The following is a 24,777-nucleotide window of genomic DNA, read 5'->3' as shown; positions in this document are numbered from 1 at the left end:
GTTATTGTACGCGTTCCCAATATTGCGTCGAGTATAAAAACCCTATGTAACCTCTAACTTGAAGTTTGTCCTCGTCTGTTACAGCTAAACGTAAGTCATAAACTTTTCCGTTTTGCGGATCTACGATTGATCCATGTTTGTAATACTTACCATCTTTAGTCATATCTTTAATAAGGTGTAATCCTAAAATTGGTTTGTTGTAATCTTCTCCTTTACATTTTTTGCAAAGATTTTTTTGTTTAGCAGGATCAAAAATCTTAACTATTTTACCAAATACTTTTCCATCTTTCTTGTAGATTTCTACAATAGATTTTTTGGCTCCAGTCTCATCATCAACTGTTGTCCATTGCCCAAATATACTTTGCGCTTGAGTTGATAAACTGATTAAAAATACGGCTAATACTAAAATACTTTTTTTCATAATTAAAAATTTTTACGGAGTTGCTTTAATGACATGTTTAGCTCAAATCCTAATAAAAGGATATTGGCGTTTAACCATAAATAAAACAACAAGATTAAAATGGCTCCAATGGAACCGTAAAGCTCATTATATTTGGCAAAATTTTCGATATAGATTCCAAATAAAAACGAGGTTACCATAATTAATATTGTAGTAAATAAGGCACCAACCGAGAAAAACCTTGAAGACTTCCCTTCTGCTGTTCCAAAGTAATACAATACTGCTGTTGCTAGATATACCATTAACACAAAAAAGCCATATTGTGCTAAAGTGCTCCAGATGCTAACTTGACGTTTTTCTATAAAACCATGATCTTTTAAATTGTCTAATACATAAATATTAAAATATCCTAAAAAGGCTACTGTTAACATTAATAGTATAGACAAAATTAATGCCACACCTAAAGCGTAAATATATTGTTTAAAAACGTTTCTTGTAAGAATTTGATGGTATGAATTTTCAAAACCTGAAAACAAAGCATTTATACCATTGGCCATCAAGAATATAGACAACAAAAAAACTGATGACACTAAACTACCACTTTGGTTACCTCCAATGTTATTAAAGATATTATCAGAGAAAAAATCTGATGTTGTTGGAGGTAAAAAGGACTCTAAAAACATCAAAAAATCTGTTTGAAAATCGTCTATTGGCACGTAAGGAATAACAATAATAACAAATAACAAAAACGGAAACAATGCCATAAAAAAACTATAGGCAATTGCACTTGCACGTGCTGTTAGGGCTCCTTTTGCAATACCTATGATGTAAAGCTCTAATAAGTCATATAAGGATAATCCTACTAATCCTGGAAGCTTGACTTTACTTAGTAGTTTGATTAAAATATTAAGCACTGGTATTTTTAGCAATTTTTCTTTTAACTGCTCTTCCACCATTTGTTCTTTAATCAGCTCCTCTTCTATTGTTTCTGGCATCAAATATATTTTTAGTCTACAGCTTTTAGGCTTAAATCCATATTGTAAACTGAATGTGTTAATGCTCCTGAAGAAATATAATCCACACCACAAAGTGCGTACTCGCGAATTGTTTTTTCGTTAATACCACCAGAGCTTTCTGTTAAGCATTGGTCTCCTATTAGTTTAACTGCTGTTTTAGTATCTTCGTAATTAAAGTTATCTATCAAGATTCTATAAACTCCATCAGATTCAAGAATTTCTTTAATTTCGTTTAAATCTCTAGCTTCAACAATTATTTTTAAATCACGATTAGTGTCTTTTAAATATTGTTTGGTTTTATCTATTGCTTTGGTAATACCTCCTGCAAAATCTATATGATTATCTTTTAGCATGATCATATCATATAATGCAAACCTATGATTTTCACCTCCTCCTATTTTTACTGCCCATTTTTCTAAAGCCCTTAGACCTGGAGTTGTTTTACGTGTATCTAAAACTTTTGTACCTGTACCTTCAAGTAAATCTACAAATTGTCTGGTTTTAGTTGCAATAGCACTCATGCGTTGCATAGCATTAAGCACTAGACGCTCTGCTTTTAAAATAGATTGTGATGCACCTGTAACATAAAAAACAATGTCACCATATTTGACAGGACTTCCATCTTCAATTAAGGTTTCCACAGTCATATTTGGATCAACATAATTAAACACTTGTTTAGCAAATGCTACACCTGCAATAATCCCTTCGTCTTTTACAAGTAATTTTGCTTTACCTTGTGCTGACGCAGGAATACATGATAGTGAGCTATGGTCACCATCTCCAACATCTTCACGGATTGCATTGGCAATAATTAAATCTATTTCTTTATCAAATTGAGCTTTACTTATCATGTTGTGTATTTATTTAATGTAAAAATAAGAATTGATTTTTGAAATACTATTTTTAGAATAAAAAAAGTATAATCCGTAAAATCTTAAATTGTAAATTTGCGTATGACTATTAAACTACTAGCCATAGGCAAAACGGACAATAAGCAATTACAACACTTAATTGATGAATATACAAAACGTTTAGGTTTTTACATTGGATTTGACTTAGACATTATTCCGGATTTAAAGAAGGTAAAAAACTTAAGCGAAGACCAACAAAAACAAAAGGAAGGTGAGCTTATTTTAAATAAGCTAAAACCTACTGATATTTTGATTTTATTGGATGAAAATGGAAAGCAATTTGACTCGGTTGGATTTTCTAATTACCTTCAAAAACACATGAATTCTGGTATTAAACAAGTGGTTTTTGTAATTGGTGGACCTTATGGGTTTAGTCCTGAAGTGTATGCTAAAGCGCAAGGTAAAATATCGTTATCTAAAATGACATTTTCACATCAAATGGTACGCCTTTTTGTTATTGAGCAATTATATCGTGGATTTACTATTTTAAGAAACGAACCTTACCATCATAGATAAAGATATGATTAGCGTTTAGACTTTTTATGATGTTTAAACTTTTGTCTGAAACGTTTCTGCTTTTTTGAAACTGTAGAAGGCTTATAATGGTTTTTCTCTTTTTTTAAATCTTCAATTAGTTTAGTTTTAACTTTACTTATTAATACAGCATCACGTTTTATGTAACTAATAAAACTACCGATTAAACAAGCTAAACCTAAAACTATTGTTACAGAACCATTATCAATGTAAGGAAATTGAGTATATAAATTTACAGCTAACCTAGGTTGATAATTTATAAAAACAAACACACCATAGCTGATAGCTAACAAACCAAAAACGGAAAATAACACAATACTTTGATTGATACTTTTTAAAGTTTTCTGTTCAATTAAACTAATATTTGCATGACTTAAAATAGGATTGTTTTGCTTTTTTTGAAGGTCTATATAATTCAAAAAATCATCATTATAGTACTTAAAAGACATACCATAACTCCTTTTTTCTAAATCTTGGTGTGTAATATTATATTTCAATTTAAAAAACAGGTGTTACTTTTTACTTCTAACCTTACAGGATTTAATCTCCTTTTTAGAAGCATTTGATAGTAAACTGTTCATTATTGTAGCAGACATTAATGCAAATCCAAAAAAATATTTCCAATTAGCATTGTCTTTAAATAAATATGAGCCTAGCAATATAAAAGCTGCCCAAATAACTGCGTTGATTATAATTATTTTTTTCATACTGGATAAGACGTAAATTCTATAACTTTGTTACACAATTTTAATTAAAATTTTAAATTATGCAAATTGTTTTTGCTACCAACAACTTAAATAAAGTTAAAGAAGTCCAAAGTCTTATACCTAGTCATATCAAACTTTTAAGCTTAAAAGATATTGAATGCTTTGAAGACGTACCAGAAACACAACCAACCATTGAAGGTAATGCTAAACAAAAAGCAAACTACATTAAACAACATTATGGTTACGATTGTTTTGCTGATGATACTGGTTTAGAAGTTGAAGCGTTAGATGGAGCTCCTGGTGTGTTTTCAGCTAGATATGCTGGACCACAACGTAATGATCAGGACAACATGGATTTACTTCTAAAAAATCTTAACAACAAACCTACAAGAGACGCACAATTTAAAACTGTCATAGCCTTAGAATTAGATGGTAAACTAAATACATTTACAGGGATTTGTAAAGGAGAAATTACATCTACTAAACAAGGTAACCAAGGGTTTGGTTATGATCCAATATTTAAACCTAATGGATTTGACAAAACTTTTGCACAAATGGATTTAACACAAAAAAACACCATAGGTCATCGTGGTAAAGCAGTCCAACTTCTAATTGATTTTTTAAACTCAATGTAATTTAACATACATTTAAATTAAAATAGCTTGTTGTAAAAATTTATTAATCGTAATATTGCGATATACAAATTGAGTAGTAATTTTAATATAATAAAAATGACTAAAAAAAAATTAAGTTTCCTTGACCGAAATCTAACCCTTTGGATTTTTGTCGCTATGGCAATTGGTGTTGCAATTGGATATTTTGTTCCATCATTTCCGGATGTTATCAATTCATTTAATAGCGGAACGACAAATATTCCGATAGCAATCGGATTAATATTAATGATGTATCCTCCTCTAGCAAAGGTTAACTATTCTTTATTACCTAAAGTTTTTAGAAACACTAAAATTCTTTCTATTTCATTGTTATTAAACTGGGTTATTGGACCTGTTTTAATGTTTATTTTAGCGATAACTTTTTTACAAGATTATCCAGAATACATGGTTGGCTTAATTTTAATTGGATTAGCACGTTGTATTGCAATGGTTTTAGTTTGGAACGACTTAGCTGAAGGTAGTAGCGAGTATGGAGCTGGGTTAGTCGCTTTAAACAGTATTTTTCAGGTGTTTGCTTATAGTTTTTATGCTTGGTTGTTTATAACGGTTTTACCGCCTTACTTTGGTTTTGAAGGTGCTATCGTTGACATATCTGTAGCTACAATTGCAGAAAGTGTTGCTATTTATTTAGGTGTCCCTTTTGTATTAGGAATTTTGAGCAGATTACTATTAGTCAAACTAAAAGGAGAAGATTGGTATAATAATAAGTTTATACCAACCATTTCACCAATGACATTAATCGCATTATTATTTACAATTGTAATCATGTTTTCTTTAAAAGGCGAGTTAATAGTAGAAATCCCAATGGATGTTTTAATCATTGCTATTCCTTTATTAATATACTTTACGTTAATGTTTATTATTGGCTTTTTCTTTACTAAAGCAATGGGAGCCAATTATGATAAAACAGCAGCTGTAGCTTTTACTGCAGCAGGTAATAATTTTGAATTAGCCATTGCGGTAGCCATTGCTGTATTTGGACTAAATTCTGGACAAGCATTTGCTGGTGTTATTGGTCCATTGGTAGAAGTACCAGCTTTAATACTATTAGTACGTGTGTCCTTTTGGTTGCGTAAAAAGTACTTTAGCAAAAGTGCAACATAAATTTTACCATAAAAAATACAATCTCTAGCGGTTTTGATGTTTTCAGAATCGCTTTTTTATTTTTAAAACTATAATTAAACATTTTTTTTTAAATGTAAAACCTTTGTAATTACCTTTAAACACTGTACAATTAGTAACTTAAAGCAATAATAACATCCCTTTAGTAGTAATGTTAAATAAAAGTGTACCTTTGCAACTTGAAAAACCCAAGTGGTTTATTACTCCTCAGAGAGAGGATGTGTTACTAGAAGTTTTAGGTTAAGTATGTTCAATGCACTTCTATTTGTAACACCAAACAGATTGACATTGAAATACATATTTAAAGAATGAGCACATTCCAAGATTTAGGTCTTAACGAAGATCTATTAAAAGGTATAACAGATTTAGGATTTGAAAAACCATCTGAAGTACAAGAAAAAGCAATCCCAATTTTATTAAGTGAAGAAACAGATTTAGTTGCATTAGCGCAAACTGGAACTGGTAAAACAGCAGCATTTGGTTTTCCAATGTTGCAAAAAATTGACGTTAACAGTCGTACAACTCAAGGTTTAATATTATCTCCAACGCGTGAACTTTGTTTACAAATTGCAAACGAGATGAAAGCCTATGGTAAATACTGTAAAGGTTTAAATGTGGTTGCTATTTATGGTGGTTCAAGTATTACTGATCAAGCTAGAGAAGTAAAACGTGGTGCACAAATAATTGTTGCTACTCCTGGTCGTATGAAAGATATGATTAGCAGACGATTAGTTGACATTACAAAAATTCAATATTCAGTTTTAGATGAAGCTGATGAGATGTTAAACATGGGTTTTAAAGAGGATATTACAGAAATTTTATCTGGTACTCCTGAAGACAAAAACACTTGGTTATTTTCTGCAACAATGCCAAAAGAAGTTGCTAGAATAGCCAAAAAATTCATGTTAGATCCAAAGGAAATTACAGTTGGACATAAAAATGAAAGTACAAGTAACGTTTCTCACGAATATTACATGGTTAATGCACGTGACCGTTACCAGGCCTTAAAACGTTTAGCAGATGCTAATCCAGATATATTTTCTGTTATTTTCTGTCGTACAAAACGTGATACACAAAAAGTTGCAGAACAATTAATTGAAGATGGTTATAGTGCTGGAGCATTGCATGGTGATTTAAGTCAAAATCAACGTGATATTGTGATGAAGCAATTTAGAACACGTCAAATACAAATGTTAGTAGCTACAGACGTTGCTGCACGTGGTATTGATGTAGATGATGTAACACACGTTATTAATTACCAATTAAGTGATGAAGTAGAAACATATACGCATAGAAGTGGTCGTACAGGTCGTGCAGGTAAAACTGGTGTATCTATGGTAATTGTTTCTAGAAGCGAAATGCGTCGTTTAAAAAGTATAGAACGTATTATAAATAAAAAGTTTGAATTAAAAGAAATTCCTAACGGAATGGAAATTTGTGAAGTACAACTTAAGTCCTTAGCAAACAAAATTCATACTACTGAAATCAATCGCGAGATTGATCCATATTTAGAAGAAATAAACACATTATTTGAAGAGACTTCAAAAGAAGAATTAATTAAAAAGTTTTTCTCAGTTGAGTTTACACGTTTCTTTAACTACTACCAAAAAGCTAAAAATTTAAATGTTTCAGCTGGAGATAGTAATCGTGAAGGAAGAAGTCAGTCTTCTGGAAGCGCTACACGTTACTTTATTAATGTAGGAGAAAAAGATGGTTATGACTGGATGAAGTTAAAAGATTTCTTGAAAGAAGTTTTAGACTTAGGACGTGATGATGTATTTAAAGTAGATGTAAAAGAAACTTTCTCTTTTTTCAATACAGAAAAAGAACACCAAGAAAAAGTATTAGCTTTTTTCACAGATTATAAAGACAATGGACGCTTTGTTAATGTAGAAGTTACAGAAGACAGAGGTGGACGTGGTGGTCGTGGTGGACGCGACAGAAATAGAGGTGGCGGAAGACGTCGTGATGGTGGAGACCGTAGACGTCGTGATGATAAACCAAGAGGAGATAGACGTTCTAGACGTAGTGATGACAACTCTGGAAACAGAAGCGATAGACGCAGAAATAACGATGGAAACTCAGAAGGAAGAGAAAGACGTGGAGATAGAGATAAATCGGTTTTTAAAACTTCTCACTCTAGACCAACACGCTCTAGACGTAAAGATTAAAACTAAACTTTAGTTTAATTTTAATTAAACCTTTCTGTTAATATTTAGTCAAAATACAAAGAAAACGCCATATTTAGCGTTTTCTTTGTATTTTTATATTTATAAACATATACATGAAGTACTACCTATTAATTGTTCTGTTGGCTTTAAGCACAACTTTTGGATTAGCACAAGTAAAATCTGAAGGCCAAACGACTGTTGCAACTACACAAAAAAATACAGACTCGACATCTATCAATAAAGACTCAACTGTAAAAGGTATTATTATTGATGCCACTTCAAAAAGACCTTTAGAAAATGTAAATATTGTTAACTTAAATCAAGTTATTGGTACTGCAACAAATAATAAAGGTGAATTTGAATTACGTGCACAAGCTAATGATACACTACACCTATCCTATTTAGGATTTAAATCTATTAAGGTAAAAGTAACTAACGATTGGGTGAATAAAATTGAAAAATCTACCATCACTTTAACAGAGTTGGCTTTAGCTTTAGAAGAAGTTGTTGTTACAGGTTTACAATTAACTGGCTATTTAGAAGTAGACATTAAACAGGTTAATATAAATACAAATTACAGATATAGCATCTCTGGTTTATCAAATGGTTATGAAGCTGGAAAAAGACAACCAAGTGCAGTTACCAAGGTTTTAGGCTCTATATTTAATCCATTAGATTTTTTATATAATACGTTTAGCTCTAAAGGTAAAGAGTTACGTAAACTAAAAAAGATGAAAGATGATGATAACATCCGAAACACTTTAGCAACACGATTTGACAGAGAAATGCTAACAGCATTACTTGGTGTCAATAAAGTTGACTTAGATGAGATTGTTAGCCAATGTAATTATTCGCAAGAATTTGTAACAACAGCCAATGACCTTCAAATATTAGATGCAATTAGTGAGTGTTATGAAGAGTATAAAGTACTAAACAGAGGTCGTAAAAAAAGAATTTAATTGTACACACAATAAGACATAAAAAAACTCAAATTATTAAATTTGAGTTTTTTCATGTCTTATCCTATCCTATTGATTTATAGAATTATTCTCATAAAATCTAGTCACAATATCATCATAACTCTTGATTGTTTTTTTACACCAATCAAGTCGTTTTTCTAATATTTCGGTTTCAGTTAATTGCCATTCAATATTAGTTTTTTTTAATTTAGATGTAGCATGTTGTAATATTATGGCAGCACTGACAGATATATTTAAACTTTCAGTAAAACCAACCATAGGTATTTTTAAAAAACTGTCTGCTTGTTTAATAACCTCGTCAGATAAACCTTCGGTTTCTCTTCCAAAGAAAAAACAAGACTTTTTTGTTACATCAAAATCATATAATTCGCAATCTTCAGTATGTGGTGTCGTTGCAACTATTTGATAACCTTTAGCTTTTAAATCGGTTATACAATTGGTAACGGAATGGTATCTATTTAAATCTACCCACTTTTGTGCTCCCATTGCTATTTCTCCATCAATACTTTTACTATTAACTTCTTCAACAATATTAACTTCTTGTATACCAAAAACATCACAACTACGCATTACAGCACTAGTATTATGTAATTGATACACATCTTCTGTTGCAACTGTAAAATGTTTGGTGCGTTGTTTTAAAACTTTTGTAAAACGTTGTAATCTATGATCCGTTAAATACGTCTCTAAATGTTTTAATAATTGTAAGTCTACCATATATTTAAAATAAAAAACTTAGTTGTTAGAGTCTTTAATATCAAAATTTTAAAATCTAAAATAGCAATCTGGTCTTAATTACTATTATCTGAACAATTTATAAAAACAGTATTTTAATAATTAACAAAAGTGTTTTATATTTATTAGAGATTAATATTTAAATATCAACTTTTTTTTGCAAAGCATTAAGATAGTAAAGGGATTAATCTTAAGTTTATAATCTAAACACCAAAAGTAATAAAATATTAATGGCTTTAAAACAACTCATATCCTCTTTAGTTATATTATTACTATTATCTAAGACAGTTGATGCGCAACAGACTTTTAAAATCAACCCTAACGACACTATCACTTATAATGATAGTAACAGCGAAAAAGTAGTTGCCTTGGGTAGCGCTATTGAAGCTGCTGTCCATAACAATCAGGTGGATGATTTTATTTCCAAATGGTATAAAAATGTATTTATTAAACGTATCATTGATTTAAACCCAAATTCTGGCAGCATGACTGCTGATTACGCCAAAACCTTTGTTAGTGGTATCAAAAAAGGATTAGATAAATTTCCAAACGAGATTGTTACAGAAGTCCAAAATGGTTCTTATTATGACTTTGTAAATTACAGATACGATCAATATTTGCAAACTTATTATTTATTATTTAGACTATATTCAACCGAAGGTGGCATGAATTATCATGATTTTAGAGTGCACAAAAAAAATGGCGAAATGCTATTTTCTGACGCCTATATTTATTATTCAGGAGAAAATTTATCACAAACCATGTCAAGGTTAATGAGCTATGTCACACCAAAAGACAAAATATTAGGTTTAGTAGACTCGCCAAAAAACAAAGATATTGACAATCTTTTTGTTGCCTTGAAATTTAAAAACTCTGGTCATTATGAGCTAGCATACAAACTAATAAATACTATAAAATCTGAAGTTAGTAAGGATAAGTTTTTTTTAATTTTTAAAACACTTATTGCAAGTAATGTAGATGATAATAAATATTTAGCTGCTTTAGAAGAATTAATAAACACTTACCCAAACGACCCAACTATTGTTTTAAATAAAATTGATTATCATATTTATAAAAACGAATATTTTGAAGCTATTCAAGTGATTAATCAATTACAAGTAGAAACTGAGGATGATTTTTTAAATTACCTAAAAGCTAATGTTGCCTTTGAAGACAAAAATTATGACTTTGCATTAAATAATTATAAATATACTATTGATAATTATCCTGATTTTTTTGAAGGTCAAGCTGGTTATTTAAGCACTTTAGTTATGATGAAAAATTATGATAAAGCCACTAAATATGTAGCGTCTTTAATAAAAGATGGTTATGCAAAACAAGACATTATTAATTACATTGAAGAAAATGATGCCTTTGGCTTAAACATACTACAACCCTTAGTAGACTCTAAAAGCTATAAAAACTGGAAACTTAAAAGCGTTAATTAAAAAAATGAAACATTTAGTAGTCTTAACAGGTGCTGGTATGAGTGCAGAGAGTGGTATTAAAACATTTAGAGGTGCAGATGGACTTTGGGAAGGACACGATGTTATGCAAGTCGCATCTCCTGAAGGTTTTAAAACCAATCCAGAACTTGTTTTAGAATTTTATAACCAACGCAGACGTCAATTATTAACTGTAAATCCTAATCAAGCACATATAGACTTAGCGACTTTAGAAAAGCACTTTAAAGTCACTATTGTAACACAAAACATAGATGATTTACATGAACGTGCAGGAAGCACAAACGTGATCCATTTACATGGCGAATTACTAAAAGCTAGAAGCATTAAAGATGAAACTATTATCTTGGACTGGAAAGAAGACTTAAATTTAGGTGATTTAGACAAAAACGGAAACCAGTTACGTCCTCATATAGTTTGGTTTGGAGAAGCTGTGCCTTTAATTGATACAGCTGTAGATATTTGTGCTACAGCAGACCTACTTTTAATTATTGGAACTTCGTTACAGGTCTATCCTGCTGCAAGCTTAATGCATTATGTGCCAGAAAGTACACCAAAGTATTTTATAGACCCTAATCCATCAATTTCTAGTACTAAGCACTTAACAGTTATTCCTGAAACAGCTACAAACGGTATGAATACTTTTATTTCAATATTATAACTATGTCCATTAAACACTTGTTAGTTATTGGTTTACTAAGTACCATAACCTATGGTCAAAATAGCGTACTTTCATTTAAAGAAAAACTATTATTAAAATCTAATATTAATACACAAACCGAATCTTTTTCTGTACAAGACAATGGACAATCTATTTTAGTTAATGCTAATAATACATACCGACTAGAAGTTGGTGCTAATTACAAATTTTTAGGCTTAAAAATTGGTTTTTCACCAAGTAACAAGTCTTCTGGGTTAAAATCAAAGTTTTTAAATCCGCAATTAAATATTTTTATTAAACAATGGATTCAAAGTTTTGAATACCGTAAAGTTCAAGGTTTTTACCAAGAAACCAATGCACAAGAATTGGCTGAGTTTCCGGATTTAAAAACAACAAGCTGGACTGGTACAACTTCTTATGTATTAAATCATGATTTTTCTTTAAAACACTTAACTCATTTAACAGAATGGCAACGTGTAACTGCTGGTAGTTTTACACCAACACTACATTATGGTTTTAATAGATTAAGTAATAATATTGATGCTCAAAAAGTAGTAGAAAACAGTTTTGACTTATCCATTGCTCCTGCTTACTATTATACTTGGGCTTTTAAAAAGTATTGGTTTATATCCTCCTCTATTGCTCCTGCTATTGGTGTACGCTTCACAACTGAAAAATCAAACGACAACACACAAAAAGATACGTTTATTACGCGATCTTTAGACCTTACATTTCAGTTTGGATACACCTCTGAAACTATAAGTGCAGGAGCACGATTTAACTTTGATAACAATGCAGTAAATAAAGATTTAAAACAAAGTATGGTAAATGATAAAAGTTATGCTAGTCTTTATTTTGGATATAGATTTAATCCACCAAAGTTTTTAAAACAAACCGTTAGTAATATCGAAGACCGTTTAGGTTTATAATCTATTTCATTAAATTTATATCTGCAATACTTTTAATTCGGTTGCGTTCTAAAAAAACATCAATAGTTTCAAAATGCTCAATAACACGTTGGTCCTTAAACTCAAAAACCTTTTCAGATAATCCTTGTAAAAAATCTCTGTCGTGAGACACTAAAACCAAAGTACCATCGTAAGTTTTCAACGCATCTTTTAAAACATCCTTTGATTTTAAATCTAAGTGATTGGTTGGCTCATCTAAAATTAACAAATTAACAGGCTCTAATAATAGCTTTACCATAGCTAACCTAGTTTTTTCACCTCCTGATAATACACCAACTTTTTTATCTATATCATCACCTTTAAACATAAAACGACCTAAAATATTTTTAATTCCAGTCCTGATATCTCCTTTAGCTACATCATCAACCGTTTGAAAAACAGTTAAATCATTATCTAATAAAGCGGCTTGGTTTTGTGCAAAATAACCAACTTTAACATTATGACCTAAACTACATTCGCCATCATAATCTATTTGACCTAAAATAGCTTTAATCATGGTAGACTTACCCTCTCCATTACGACCTACAAAACTTACTTTTTCACCACGTTTAACAGACATATTAGCCTGACTAAACACAACAACATCATCGTATTTTTTAATTAAATTTTGTACAGTAATTGGGTAATCACCAGATCTTGGTGCTGGAGGAAAACTTAATTTTAAGGAAGAGTTATCGACTTCATCAATCTCAATAATTTGTAACTTTTCTAGCATACGTTCTCTTGAAGTTACTTGATTTGTCTTAGAGTATGTTCCTTTAAAACGCTCGATAAAAGCCATATTATCTGCAATAAATTTTTGTTGCTCTTGATACGCTTTAATTTGATGACTTCTTCTATCTTCTCTTAATTGTAGATAATGACTATAATTAGCTTTATAGTCATAAATACGACCCATTGTAACTTCAATTGTACGATTAGTAATATTATCAATAAATGCACGATCATGCGATATTACCATAACAGCATCTGCTTTATTTATTAAAAAGTCTTCTAACCAAATTACAGATTCAATATCAATATGGTTTGTAGGCTCGTCTAATAAAATTAAATCAGGTTTTTGTAATAAAATCTTAGCAAGCTCTATTCTCATTCGCCATCCACCAGAAAACTCGTTAGTTAATCTTGTAAAATCTTCTTGCTTAAAACCTAGACCTTTTAAAGCTTTTTCTACTTCTGCATCGTAATTTACATCTTCTAAAGCATAGTATTTTTCACCAAGATCAGAGACCTTTTCAATAATTGACATATATTCATCACTCTCATAATCTGTCCTAGTTTCTAAAGCTTTATTAAGTGCGTCCATTTCATCTTTCATGGCATACACATGTTTAAAAGCTTTTGCTGCTTCTTCAAAAACGGTACAATTATCTTCAGTCAATAAATGCTGTGGTAAATATGCAATAACTGCATCTTTAGGTGCTCTAACATGACCTCTTGTTGCTTTTTGTTGTCCTGCAACAATTTTCATCATTGTAGATTTTCCTGCTCCGTTCTTACCCATTAAAGCAATCTTATCTGTTGGATTAATAACAAAAGATACATCACTAAAAAGTGGACTTCCGCTAAACTCTACTGCTAAATTATCTATAGAAATCATGGTCTGTTTTTTAAGTTGCGAAAGTAATAAAAAGACTAGTATTTAATACAAATACGTACTTATAATTACTAAAAGTCAAAAGGCCAGATTAGAAAAAGTGTTTTACACTTAATCAAATCTGGCCTTTAATTGTTATATAATTTTAAGACTATATTAATGTATTATGTAGAAATATTAATTATTCAAAAGATTTCATTATTTCATCATAACCTGGGAAATAATGAGAATTAGATGCTAATAAATTAGACTCTTTTGCAACCATAGTCACCTTGTATTCAGGCGCATGTTCTGCTTGTACAACATAAGTGTAAGAACCATCTTTTCCTGAAGTGTTTTTACTTTTAAAAGAATAAGTATAAGTACAAGAAGCTGTTTCATAAGCTTTGTTTCCTAAACCTGAAGATACTCTCTCTATTTCAGCTAATATTTTTTCGTTTTTAGAAATAGCTGCTTGTAAACGCTCTACCTTTTCTTGTTTATATGAAGAAGAACCTTCTTTTTTATACATTTCTTGTTTTTGTATAATTTTTTTGTCAGCTTCTATAATTTGTGAGTAGTAATTTTTGTTGTATTTAACATTATCACTAAATAAAACTGAATCTTTTAATGTAAGTTCAACAAACTCGTAACTATCTGGATATTCTAATTTTGATTTTATTCTTTTTTCTAATTTGGCTTTTACTATCATATCTCTATTTTGATAAGAATTTTGAGAAGCACTTTCTTGCTCTGATTTACAAGATGTAAAAAGTACTACAACAAGAAGTGAAGTACCAAATAAGGTTTTAGTAATTTTTTTCATAATAAGCGTGGTTAAATTAATTAAGTTTTAAGGAATTACAAAATTAAAAAAAAAAAGAACATATCAAAAAAACTTATTAAATATTTCGCAACAAAACACCTTTTTTTTAATAAAAAAAACTACAAAAAGGTTAAATAATCCAATATTATTAAATAATATACAGTCTTTTCACAAAATTTTAAGATATTAAGACTAAATTAGTATATAAGCTAGTTATTCAATAAATATTCTTTTTTTTTTATAATGAACACAAAAAACTTAATTTTTATTAAATACTAAATATCATTTTAAGACTATGCAGCAATTTCTACTCAAACATTTCTTCTATATTTGCAACCATTAAAATAGAATTATGAGAATTGACATTATAACCGTTTTACCTGAATTATTAAGAAGTCCATTTGAAGCTTCCATTTTAAAACGTGCCATAGAAGCTGACTTAGTTGAAGTTCATTTTCATAATTTAAGAGACTATACTACAGACAACTACAAATCTATTGATGATACTCAATTTGGTGGTGGAGCAGGAATGGTTATGAGTATTGAACCTATAGACAAATGCATTACAAAATTAAAGGAAGCAAGAACTTATGACGAGGTCATATATATGACACCTGATGGTGAAACTTTAAATCAAGGTATTGCAAACCACTTGTCGTTAAAACAGAATATTATTATACTATGTGGTCACTATAAAGGAGTTGACCAACGTGTACGCGATCTTTTTATTACTAAAGAAATTAGTATTGGTGATTATGTTTTATCTGGAGGAGAACTTGGTGCAGCTGTACTTTGTGATGCAATTATAAGATTAATTCCTGGGGTTTTAGGAAATGAAACTTCTGCTTTAACAGATAGTTTTCAGGATAATTTATTAGCACCTCCAATTTATACAAAACCAAGGAGTTATAAAGGCTTAGATGTTCCGGAAGTATTATTAACAGGACATGCAGCAAATATTGATAAATGGAGAGAAGATCAAGCTTATAAACGTACCAAAGAGAGACGTCCAGACTTATTAGACGACTAAAATTATAGACTATAAAAAAGAACTAGATATTTTTAAAGTTTTTACTTTATAAGTTTTACAATTTACTTATATTTGCACCCAATTTCGGATTAACCTCTGGCGAGATACGTGAATGTTGCTCTGAATCAATCATTTTAAAATAAAATAAAGATGGAATCTTTAATTAAATTTGTACAGGACGAGTTTGTAACAACAAAGGACTTTCCTGAATTTTCAGCTGGAGACACAATCACTGTGTACTACGAAATTAGAGAAGGAGAAAAAGTAAGAACTCAGTTTTTTAGAGGAGTTGTATTACAAAGAAGAGGAACAGGATCTTCTGAAACTTTCACAATTAGAAAAATGTCAGGAACAGTTGGTGTAGAGCGTATCTTCCCTATCAACTTACCTGCTTTACAAAAAGTAGAAGTTAATAAAAGAGGTAAAGTTAGAAGAGCAAGAATCTTTTACTTTAGAAACCTTACAGGTAAAAAAGCTAGAATTAAAGAAGCTAGAAGAAAGTAATTTTTTTGACCTGAAATATATTAAAAAGCCTAACTTAATTAAGTTAGGCTTTTTTAGTTATTAACTTTTGTTAATAATTACTGTTTGTAAATTGTTGATATATAAATAGTTAAATATTAAAATCTAATTAGAAAAATAGTTAAATTAGTACAACAATTAATTACAATAGCAATATTGGTTTCAATTAAATGTTGAATTTGATTTAGTTCAATTGTTTTTTTTATTTTAAATATAGGTGTAGTCACATTAAGTTTTAAATACAAACCTTAGATTTTTAATATTTAGTGAAATAAATATTATAATCAATCAAAAAAAACAATTTTACAAGTACAATTAGTAACAGGTCAATACATTTTGAAAGTTACACATAAATGTACTCTTGATTTAACTAAAAGCTTGATCTGACAAAATGTAAAACAATAGTTTTGGATTGATTTAATGAAAATTAAATAAGACAGCTAAATGTTATCTCAAAAAAGCCATAACAAAAAATAGTTAATTCTATTATGTTATGGCTTTTAACTTTTAATAATCCTAAAACTTGTATTTTTACTATAAATACTAATCATGAGTGCACCATTTATAGCTGATCAAGACTTTAAAAATATAGATTTTACTACAACTGCTTTACAAAAAGCTGAGTATGATAATTGTACTTTTATCAATTGTAACTTAAGCGATTGCTATTTATCTATGATAAACTTTATAGATTGCCAATTTATAGATTGTAATTTAAGTAATTGTAAAACATCAGATACTACACTAAATAATGTAAAATTTATAAATTGTAAATTATTAGGCATGCTTTTTAATGATTGTAACCAATTAATAATGGCTATTAATTTTGAAAATTGCCAACTAGATTTTGCATCATTTTATCAATTAAAATTAACTAATAGCCTATTTACTAAATGTGTTTTTAATAAAACTGAATTTACAGAAGCTAATTTAAGTAAATCTATATTTAAAGATTGTGACTTTAGAAAAGCTATTTTTTTTAACACCAATCTAGAAGAAGCAGATTTTACTACAGCTTATAATTATATTATTAATCCTGAAAATAATAGAATTAAAGGTGCTAAATTTTCGAAAGACCAAATTGAAGGACTCCTGGAACATTACAAAATTAATATTTCTTAAAAAAACACCTATATTTTATTAAATCCGCAATAAACGTCGTTGTGGCTAATATTCAACTAAATATAGATGTTAAGTAAACGTTTTCGCTTTAAAAAACCTTCTATTTTTTGTATATTCGCCAAGCTTAAAACTAAACAAAATTTAAATTATATTTATGTCAAACTCATCAAAAATAATATATACTATTACAGATGAAGCGCCTGCATTAGCGACGCGTTCATTTTTACCAATTGTTCAAGCATTTACTGCCTCTTCTGGAATAGGTTTAGAAACCAAAGACATATCATTAGCTGCACGTATTTTAGCAGTATTTCCTGATTACTTGACAGAAGACCAACGTGTGTCTGATGATTTAGCATATTTAGGAGACTTAGCTAAAACACCTGAAGCAAATATTATCAAACTTCCAAACATTAGTGCCTCTATACCTCAGTTAAAAGCTGCTATATCAGAATTACAAGCTAAAGGTTTTGCTATTCCTAGTTATCCTGAAGAAGTAACTAACGATAAAGAAAAAGATGCTAAACAACGTTACGATAAAATTAAAGGTAGCGCTGTAAACCCAGTTTTACGTGAAGGAAACTCGGATAGACGTGCACCAAAAGCGGTTAAAAACTACGCTAAGAAAAACCCACACTCTATGGGTAAATGGTCAAAAGACTCTAAATCACATGTAGCAACAATGACCGAAGGAGATTTTGCACATAACGAAAAGTCTGTAACTTTAGCTGATGCTACAACAGTTAAATTAGTACATACTGACAATAACGGAACTGAAACAGTTTTAAAAAGTGATTTAGCTTTATTAAAAGGCGAAATTATTGATGCTACTGTATTAAGTAAAAAAGCGTTATTATCATTTTTAGAAGCACAAGTTAAAGACGCTAAAGAAACTGGTGTATTGTTTTCATTACACATGAAAGCAACAATGATGAAAGTTTCAGATCCAATTATTTTTGGACATGCAGTACGTGTGTTTTTTAAAGATGTATTTGCTAAACATAGTGCAACATTTGAAAAAATTGGTGTAGATGTAAATAATGGTTTTGGAAACTTATTAAGTAATTTAAATGAATTACCAGAAGCTGAACGTAATACAATCTTAGCTGATATTGATACTGCTTTTAAAGCAAACCCATCTTTAGCAATGGTAGATAGTGATAAAGGTATTACAAACTTACATGTACCAAGTGATGTTATTATTGATGCTTCAATGCCAGCAATGATAAGAAACTCTGGTCAAATGTGGAATGCAGATGGACAATCTCAAGATACTAAAGCTGTAATACCAGATAGTAGTTATGCTGGGATTTATACTGCAACTATTGATTTTTGTAAAGAACATGGGGCTTTTGACCCAACAACAATGGGAACTGTACCAAATGTTGGACTTATGGCTCAAAAGGCTGAAGAGTATGGTTCTCATGATAAAACATTTGAAATTTCTGTAGATGGAAAAGTTCAGGTTATTGATGCTGACGGAAAAGTATTAATTGAGCATACTGTAGAATCTGGAGATATCTGGAGAATGTGTCAGGTTAAAGATGCACCAATCCAAGACTGGGTAAAATTAGCAGTAACACGTGCTAAAGCCTCTCAAACTCCTGCAGTTTTCTGGTTAGACGAAAACAGAGCTCACGATGCTGAGTTAATTACCAAAGTAAATACTTACTTAAAAGATCATGATACTGAAGGCGTAGAACTTCATATATTATCACCAATAAAAGCAACAGAATTTACTTTAAAAAGAGTAAAAGCTGGAGACGATACAATCTCTGTTTCAGGAAACGTTTTACGTGATTACTTAACAGATTTATTTCCAATTTTAGAATTAGGTACTTCTGCAAAAATGTTATCTATAGTTCCATTAATGAATGGTGGAGGTTTATTTGAAACTGGTGCAGGAGGATCTGCTCCAAAACACGTACAACAATTTGTTGAAGAAAACCACCTACGTTGGGATAGTTTAGGAGAATTTTTAGCACTTGCAGTTTCTTTAGAGCATTTTAGCCAAGTGAATAATAATCCAAAAGCTAAAGTTTTAGGTGATGCATTAGATGATGCTACAGAGAAATTATTAGAAAACAAAAAAGGACCATCAAGAAAAGCTGGCGAAATTGATAATAGAGGAAGTCACTTTTATTTAGCAATGTATTGGGCAGAAGCTTTAGCTAATCAAGAAAAAGATGCTGATTTAAAAGCTCAATTTGGACCAGTTGCATTAGCCTTTAAAGCAGAAGAAAATACTATAGTTTCAGCTTTAAATGATATACAAGGAGTTGCTGTTGACATTGAAGGATATTATTCTCCAAACGAAACATTAACGTCTAAAGCCATGAGGCCTATTCAATTATTTAATGACTTATTAAAAAGTATATAAAACATACTTTTAAAATAATATAAAAAGCTTCTTTTTTTAAAGAAGCTTTTTTTTTGTTATAAACAACAATTTGAAAACATTAAAAAGTAATATATAACTTGATTTTTAGTTATTTTTACTATTCAAAATCAAAAAATGAAATTAATAAGAAAAGGACTCCTAATCGCATTCCTATTATCTGCAGTAAACATTTTTGCCCAAGAAAACTATACTTTAAGCGGAAAAATAACAGAAGCTAGTAGTAATGAAACTTTAATTAGTGTAAATGTGATTATTCCAGAATTAAATACTGGTACAGTTACAAATGAATATGGCTTCTACTCTATTACAATCCCTAAAGGAAATTATAAAGTTGTTGTCTCATATTTAGGATTTTCGGATATAACCGAAACTATTGATTTAAATAAAAATATTAGTAAAAACTTTAGCTTAGAAGAATCTTTTGAAAACTTAGACGAAGTAATTATTACTGAAAACATCGAAAAATTAAATATCAAAAAACCTCAAATGAGTGTTAATGCACTTAGTGCATCAACTATTAAGAGCATACCTGTAGTACTTGGTGAAGCAGATGTAATTAAAGCAATTACATTACTACCAGGAGTTACAAATGCTGGAGAAGGGTCTTCTGGTTTTAATGTTCGTGGTGGTGCAGTAGATCAAAACCTTATTCTTTTAGACGAAGCGACAGTTTTTAACTCTTCACATCTTTTCGGCTTTTTCTCGGTATTTAATCCTGATGCCATAAAAGATTTAAAATTATATAAAGGAGGAATACCTGCACGCTATGGAGGACGTGTGTCTTCTGTTTTAGATATTTACCAAAAAGAAGGAAATAGTAAAGCGTTTCATATGAATGGTGGAATTGGCTTAGTGTCCAGCAGACTATTGGCAGAAGGACCTATAAAAAAAGACAAAGGTTCTTTTTTATTTGGAGGTCGTAGTAGCTACGCTCACCTATTTTTACCACTTTTTGATATAGATAACAAAGCCTATTTTTATGATTTAAATACTAAATTAAGTTACGATTTAGATAATAATAACAGCATTTACTTATCAGGATATTTTGGCCGAGATGTATTTAGAATTGCAGATAGCTTTGACAATACCTATGGAAATACAGTAGTAAATTTTAGATGGAATCATTTATTTTCTGATAAATTATTTTCTAATATGTCTTTAATTTATTCGGACTATTATTATGGTTTAAAATTAAATTTTGTCGAATTTGATTGGGATTCAGGTATTCAAAATTTTAATTTCAAATACGATCTTAAGCACTATGTTTCAAATCAATTTAAGTTACAATATGGTTTAAATAGTATGTATTATAAATTTAATCCTGGACAAATAGAACCTTCAACACCATCATCTGGTATTAATTCTTTTAAACTTACAGACAAATATGCTTTTGAAAATGCATTATATGTAGATGCAGAACATACTATAAACGATAAATTAGCTTTAAGTTATGGATTTAGATTAAGTTCGTTTTTAAGATTAGGGCAAGATCAATTAAACACATACAACAACAATCAAGCTATAGTATTTAATGAAGATTTTCAAATTTATCAAAAAGCTGAACCCACAGGAACTGAAAGCTTTAATCGTAGTCACATAATAAAGACTTTTACAAATCTAGAACCAAGATTTGCATTATCCTATCAATTAAATGAAGATACATCTGTAAAAGCCAGTTATAATAAAATGACTCAATACTTACATTTATTATCCAATACATCCTCTCCTACACCTTTGGATGTTTGGGCTCCAAGTGGTAAATACATACAACCTCAAAAATTAGATCAAGTTGCAATTGGCTATTTTAAAAGTATAAATGAAGACAAATACTCACTAGAAGTAGAAAGTTTCTATAAAAAAAATAAAAACAGAATTGATTATATAGATGGAGCAGATCTTATAGCAAATGATGCAATAGAGCAAGTCATTTTAAACGGAGAAGCTAGAGCTTACGGATTAGAAGTATTACTTCGTAAAAATCAAGGTAAATTTAAAGGATGGTTATCCTATACATTATCTAAATCAGAACAAAAAACACCTGGAAGAACACCACAAGAAACAGGAATAAATAATGGTAATTGGTACAATACAGCTTATGACAAAACTCATGATATATCAATAACAACTAGTTATGACTTTAATAAAAAATGGGTGTTTAGCGCTAATTTCTTATATCAAACAGGACAACCAACAACGTATCCAAATGGTCAATATATTTATAATAATATAAGTATACCAAGTTATAGTAATCGTAATGCCGATAGATTACCAAGTTACCATCGTTTAGACCTTTCGGCAAATTACACACCTAAACCCGAAACAAGTAAGGGATGGCAAAGCTATTGGGTATTTAGTATTTATAATGCGTATAATCGTCGTAATGCTGCTTCAATAACTTTTGGAGAAAATAGAATGTCAGGTAATAACGAAGCAACAAGACTTGCTATTTTCGGGCTAATTCCTTCTGTATCTTACAATTTTAAATTTTAATAACATGAAAAAAACAATATACTTAATAATAACAATATTGTTATTTAATTGTGAGGACGTAATAGATTTAGATTTACCAACTGCAGATCCAAAATTAGTAATAGAGGCCTCATTAAATTGGTTTGAAGGTACAGATGGATCTCAACAACAAATAAAACTATCACTATCAGCTCCTTTTTTTGACAGTCAGGTTCCACCAGCAAATAATGCTATAATAAACGTTGAAGATACAAACGGAAACCTATTTAATTTTACAGAAATTAATAACACAGGAATCTATCAAACAAACAATTTTATACCAGAAATAAATCAAGAATATAATCTAACAATTATTTATAATAATCAAACCTATGTTGGTACAGAAACATTAATTACAACAACAGCTGTAGACTATATAGAACAAAATGATGAAGGCGGATTTTCTGGAGAAGATATAGAACTTAAAGCCTATTACACAGATCCAGCAAACATCAATAATTATTACTTCTATCAATTCGAAACAAACATAGCACAGATACCAAATCTTGAAGTATATGATGATCAATTTACAGACGGAAACCAAATTTTTGCATTCTATACAGAAGAAGACTTACAATCAGGAGACGAAGTAACAATCACAAATTATGGTATCTCACAACAGTTCTATCAATTCATGGATCTATTATTACAACAATCAAGTTCTGATTCTGGAGGTCCTTTTGAAACACAACCAGCAACAGTTAGAGGAAACTGTGTGAATATAACAAATCCAGAAAACTATCCATTAGGATACTTTAGGGTTTCACAAGCCTATCAATTTACCTATATTGTACAATAAAATTTGGGCTTTACCACAAGGGTTGCGCTTTCGGCAGTCGCTCTCTGCGAGGAGCTTCAACAAATGCCTCAATCCCTAACGCAAAACACAACAATAATTAAGCAATGTCATTTATAAAAACAACCGAACAAGATTCAAATTACAATCATTTAGAAAAAATGTCCTTGTCAGACCTGTTAAACAATATAAATAAAGAAGACCAAACAGTACCTCTTGCAGTTCAAAAAGCCATTCCCCAAATAGAAATTTTAGTACATCAAATAGTCATAAAGTTAAAGCAAGGAGGAAGATTATTTTATATTGGAGCAGGAACAAGCGGAAGATTAGGTATCGTAGACGCATCAGAATGTCCACCAACTTTCGGAGTATCATATGATTTGGTAATAGGGTTAATAGCTGGAGGAGATAAAGCAATCCGAGAGGCTGTAGAGTTTGCTGAAGACTCTACAAACCAAGGTTGGACAAATTTACAAAAACATAAAATTTCAGATAATGATGTAGTTATTGGGATAGCAGCATCAGGTACAACTCCATATGTAATTTCAGCATTACAACAATGCAATAAAAACAATATAATTACAGGATGCATTACTTGTAATAAAAACAGTCCGTTAAGTCAAACAGCACAATTCCCAATTGAAGTAATTGTAGGACCTGAATTTGTGACTGGTAGTTCTAGAATGAAAGCAGGAACTGCTCAAAAACTAATACTTAATATGATATCTACTTCAACAATGATTCAATTAGGAAAAGTAAAAGGCAACAAAATGGTTGATATGCAATTAAGCAATGATAAATTAGTTGATAGAGGTATAAAAATGATCATGAGCGAATTAAATGTACCATACACTGAAGCTAACTCATTACTTACAAAACATAAAACGGTTCGTAAAGCAATAAATACTTACAACAATGAAAACTAAATCTACAGATAAAGATATATTAGTAAAAGGAATAAAACAATTAGGTATTGCACTTACACTATTAATACTTGGACCTACTTTATTACATTTAGTATTAACCAACAGAGAACGACCATTCTTTTATTTGCTATTAACAATATCGATAATCATATGTTGTATAGCTGTAATATTTATATTTAAAGGTATCAATACTATTTTAGATAGTATATTTAAAAGTAAGAAGTATAAATAATCTTTTTTGGACAATCTTATTTAAAGACTATAATAAAACATCTAATTTTCAAATTTAGTATCTAGCTGTTGATATAAATTTGATTTCGTGTTTTAAACTCTTATTAAGTTTATTTTATTCTACAGTAATAGTCTTTGGTTTTAATACTAGTAAACTTGTCACATTATGACCTAAATTAAATGGATATGACCTCGTGTATTAAACTCTTATTCTTAATAAATAGATTAACACACTTTGGAGGATTAAAGTATTCAATAATTCTGTAATTAGTTTAAGCTATGACAAGTATTCTAATCATATCCTATTTAAGATTGTAGTAAAGTATAGAACAAAAAAAATCCTCAACAAATAAATGTTGAGGATTCTCTAAAAAAGGCGACGACCTACTCTCCCACAATGTAGTACCATCGGCGCAAATGGGCTTAACTTCTCTGTTCGGAATGGTAAGAGGTGAGCCCCATCGCTATAATCACCTTAAATCTTTCGGTGTATGTAG

24 protein-coding genes and 1 rRNA gene are annotated in these 24,777 nt (G+C 30.0%); 16 read left to right on the top strand and 9 right to left on the bottom strand.

The features are described 5' to 3' along the window. Position 1: 1 nt before the first annotated feature. Genes JAO71_RS08415 through nadC form a run of 3 tightly spaced genes read right to left on the bottom strand, consistent with a single transcriptional unit; the run spans position 2 to position 2,267 of the window. Positions 2–421 (bottom strand): DUF2147 domain-containing protein, encoded by a 420-nt coding sequence (locus tag JAO71_RS08415; protein ID WP_028291326.1) that lies wholly within the window; start codon positions 419–421, stop codon positions 2–4. 2 nt (positions 422–423) lie between these two features. Next, complete coding sequence (locus JAO71_RS08410) at positions 424–1,395, bottom strand: YihY/virulence factor BrkB family protein (RefSeq protein ID WP_215906978.1); 972 nt, start codon at positions 1,393–1,395, stop codon at positions 424–426. A gap of 11 nt (positions 1,396–1,406) precedes the next feature. Next, on the bottom strand, positions 1,407–2,267 hold the full coding sequence (gene nadC, locus JAO71_RS08405; RefSeq protein ID WP_054850636.1) for a carboxylating nicotinate-nucleotide diphosphorylase: 861 nt from the start codon (positions 2,265–2,267) through the stop codon (positions 1,407–1,409). A 102-nt stretch (positions 2,268–2,369) separates the two neighbouring features. Between nadC and rlmH the strand changes: the two genes are divergently transcribed. After that, positions 2,370–2,843 carry a 23S rRNA (pseudouridine(1915)-N(3))-methyltransferase RlmH gene (gene rlmH, locus JAO71_RS08400; RefSeq protein ID WP_116824440.1) on the top strand — a complete coding sequence of 158 codons (474 nt, stop codon included), beginning with the start codon at positions 2,370–2,372 and terminating at the stop codon, positions 2,841–2,843. Positions 2,844–2,851: 8 nt separating this feature from the next. On the opposite strand, the gene JAO71_RS08395 is transcribed toward rlmH, so the two are convergent. Next, a complete protein-coding gene (locus JAO71_RS08395; protein WP_203000215.1) occupies positions 2,852–3,358 on the bottom strand; it encodes a hypothetical protein in 507 nt (168 codons plus the stop codon). Between the two features lie 15 nt (positions 3,359–3,373). Further along, positions 3,374–3,568, bottom strand: coding sequence for a hypothetical protein (locus JAO71_RS08390; RefSeq protein WP_028291321.1), 195 nt, complete (start codon positions 3,566–3,568; stop codon positions 3,374–3,376). Between the two features lie 59 nt (positions 3,569–3,627). Here JAO71_RS08390 and JAO71_RS08385 point away from each other — a divergent pair, with 59 nt between their 5' ends. From JAO71_RS08385 to JAO71_RS08370, 4 genes are all read left to right on the top strand, one after another. Further along, positions 3,628–4,203, top strand: coding sequence for a non-canonical purine NTP diphosphatase (locus JAO71_RS08385; protein WP_116824438.1), 576 nt, complete (start codon positions 3,628–3,630; stop codon positions 4,201–4,203). A 96-nt stretch (positions 4,204–4,299) separates the two neighbouring features. Next, positions 4,300–5,346 (top strand): ACR3 family arsenite efflux transporter, encoded by a 1,047-nt coding sequence (gene arsB, locus JAO71_RS08380; protein WP_116824437.1) that lies wholly within the window; start codon positions 4,300–4,302, stop codon positions 5,344–5,346. Positions 5,347–5,672: 326 nt separating this feature from the next. After that, on the top strand, positions 5,673–7,535 hold the full coding sequence (locus JAO71_RS08375) for a DEAD/DEAH box helicase (RefSeq protein WP_203000213.1): 1,863 nt from the start codon (positions 5,673–5,675) through the stop codon (positions 7,533–7,535). A gap of 113 nt (positions 7,536–7,648) precedes the next feature. Further along, on the top strand, positions 7,649–8,494 hold the full coding sequence (locus JAO71_RS08370) for a carboxypeptidase-like regulatory domain-containing protein (protein ID WP_028291317.1): 846 nt from the start codon (positions 7,649–7,651) through the stop codon (positions 8,492–8,494). 69 nt (positions 8,495–8,563) lie between these two features. Here the strand turns inward: JAO71_RS08370 and JAO71_RS08365 are convergent, their stop codons facing one another. Beyond that, positions 8,564–9,232, bottom strand: a complete 669-nt coding sequence (locus tag JAO71_RS08365) for a TrmH family RNA methyltransferase (RefSeq protein ID WP_116824434.1) — start codon at positions 9,230–9,232, stop codon at positions 8,564–8,566. 248 nt (positions 9,233–9,480) lie between these two features. Between JAO71_RS08365 and JAO71_RS08360 the strand changes: the two genes are divergently transcribed. Genes JAO71_RS08360 through JAO71_RS08350 form a run of 3 tightly spaced genes read left to right on the top strand, consistent with a single transcriptional unit; the run spans position 9,481 to position 12,303 of the window. Continuing rightward, the gene (locus JAO71_RS08360; RefSeq protein ID WP_203000211.1) at positions 9,481–10,698 is read left to right on the top strand and encodes a tetratricopeptide repeat protein; all 1,218 of its coding nucleotides are present in this window, start codon (positions 9,481–9,483) and stop codon (positions 10,696–10,698) included. A gap of 4 nt (positions 10,699–10,702) precedes the next feature. Next, on the top strand, positions 10,703–11,374 hold the full coding sequence (locus tag JAO71_RS08355) for an SIR2 family NAD-dependent protein deacylase (protein WP_028291314.1): 672 nt from the start codon (positions 10,703–10,705) through the stop codon (positions 11,372–11,374). Between the two features lie 2 nt (positions 11,375–11,376). Next, the gene (locus JAO71_RS08350; RefSeq protein WP_203000209.1) at positions 11,377–12,303 is read left to right on the top strand and encodes a DUF4421 family protein; all 927 of its coding nucleotides are present in this window, start codon (positions 11,377–11,379) and stop codon (positions 12,301–12,303) included. A gap of 1 nt (position 12,304) precedes the next feature. On the opposite strand, the gene JAO71_RS08345 is transcribed toward JAO71_RS08350, so the two are convergent. After that, positions 12,305–13,942, bottom strand: coding sequence for an ABC-F family ATP-binding cassette domain-containing protein (locus tag JAO71_RS08345; RefSeq protein WP_203000208.1), 1,638 nt, complete (start codon positions 13,940–13,942; stop codon positions 12,305–12,307). A gap of 178 nt (positions 13,943–14,120) precedes the next feature. After that, positions 14,121–14,744: a hypothetical protein gene (locus JAO71_RS08340; RefSeq protein ID WP_203000207.1), complete on the bottom strand. Its 624-nt coding sequence runs from the start codon at positions 14,742–14,744 to the stop codon at positions 14,121–14,123. Between the two features lie 352 nt (positions 14,745–15,096). Between JAO71_RS08340 and trmD the strand changes: the two genes are divergently transcribed. The 8 genes from trmD (at position 15,097) to JAO71_RS08300 (ending at position 24,281) form a co-directional block, all read left to right on the top strand. Next, positions 15,097–15,774, top strand: a complete 678-nt coding sequence (trmD, locus tag JAO71_RS08335; RefSeq protein ID WP_116824428.1) for a tRNA (guanosine(37)-N1)-methyltransferase TrmD — start codon at positions 15,097–15,099, stop codon at positions 15,772–15,774. Positions 15,775–15,924: 150 nt separating this feature from the next. After that, positions 15,925–16,278, top strand: a complete 354-nt coding sequence (rplS, locus tag JAO71_RS08330; protein ID WP_116824427.1) for a 50S ribosomal protein L19 — start codon at positions 15,925–15,927, stop codon at positions 16,276–16,278. Between the two features lie 567 nt (positions 16,279–16,845). Continuing rightward, positions 16,846–17,418, top strand: a complete 573-nt coding sequence (locus JAO71_RS08325) for a pentapeptide repeat-containing protein (protein WP_203000206.1) — start codon at positions 16,846–16,848, stop codon at positions 17,416–17,418. A 154-nt stretch (positions 17,419–17,572) separates the two neighbouring features. After that, positions 17,573–19,798 carry an NADP-dependent isocitrate dehydrogenase gene (locus JAO71_RS08320; protein WP_203000205.1) on the top strand — a complete coding sequence of 742 codons (2,226 nt, stop codon included), beginning with the start codon at positions 17,573–17,575 and terminating at the stop codon, positions 19,796–19,798. Between the two features lie 135 nt (positions 19,799–19,933). Continuing rightward, positions 19,934–22,309, top strand: coding sequence for a TonB-dependent receptor (locus JAO71_RS08315; protein WP_203000204.1), 2,376 nt, complete (start codon positions 19,934–19,936; stop codon positions 22,307–22,309). A 4-nt stretch (positions 22,310–22,313) separates the two neighbouring features. After that, positions 22,314–23,126, top strand: a complete 813-nt coding sequence (locus JAO71_RS08310) for a DUF4249 domain-containing protein (RefSeq protein WP_203000203.1) — start codon at positions 22,314–22,316, stop codon at positions 23,124–23,126. Between the two features lie 104 nt (positions 23,127–23,230). Further along, positions 23,231–24,049, top strand: coding sequence for an N-acetylmuramic acid 6-phosphate etherase (murQ, locus tag JAO71_RS08305; protein WP_203000202.1), 819 nt, complete (start codon positions 23,231–23,233; stop codon positions 24,047–24,049). Then, positions 24,039–24,281, top strand: a complete 243-nt coding sequence (locus tag JAO71_RS08300) for a DUF6095 family protein (protein WP_054850618.1) — start codon at positions 24,039–24,041, stop codon at positions 24,279–24,281. Before murQ ends, JAO71_RS08300 begins: the two co-directional genes overlap by 11 nt. 370 nt (positions 24,282–24,651) lie before the next feature. Here JAO71_RS08300 and rrf read toward each other — a convergent pair. Continuing rightward, positions 24,652–24,758: ribosomal RNA gene (gene rrf, locus JAO71_RS08295) — 5S ribosomal RNA — on the bottom strand. Between the last annotated feature and the right edge of the window lie 19 nt (positions 24,759–24,777).

The sequence above is a fragment of the Olleya sediminilitoris genome (assembly GCF_016785945.1).
Lineage (GTDB): Bacteria > Bacteroidota > Bacteroidia > Flavobacteriales > Flavobacteriaceae > Olleya > Olleya sediminilitoris.
Note: the sequence above shows the minus strand (reverse complement) of the source record. Positions and strands in the feature narration are given on the sequence as shown.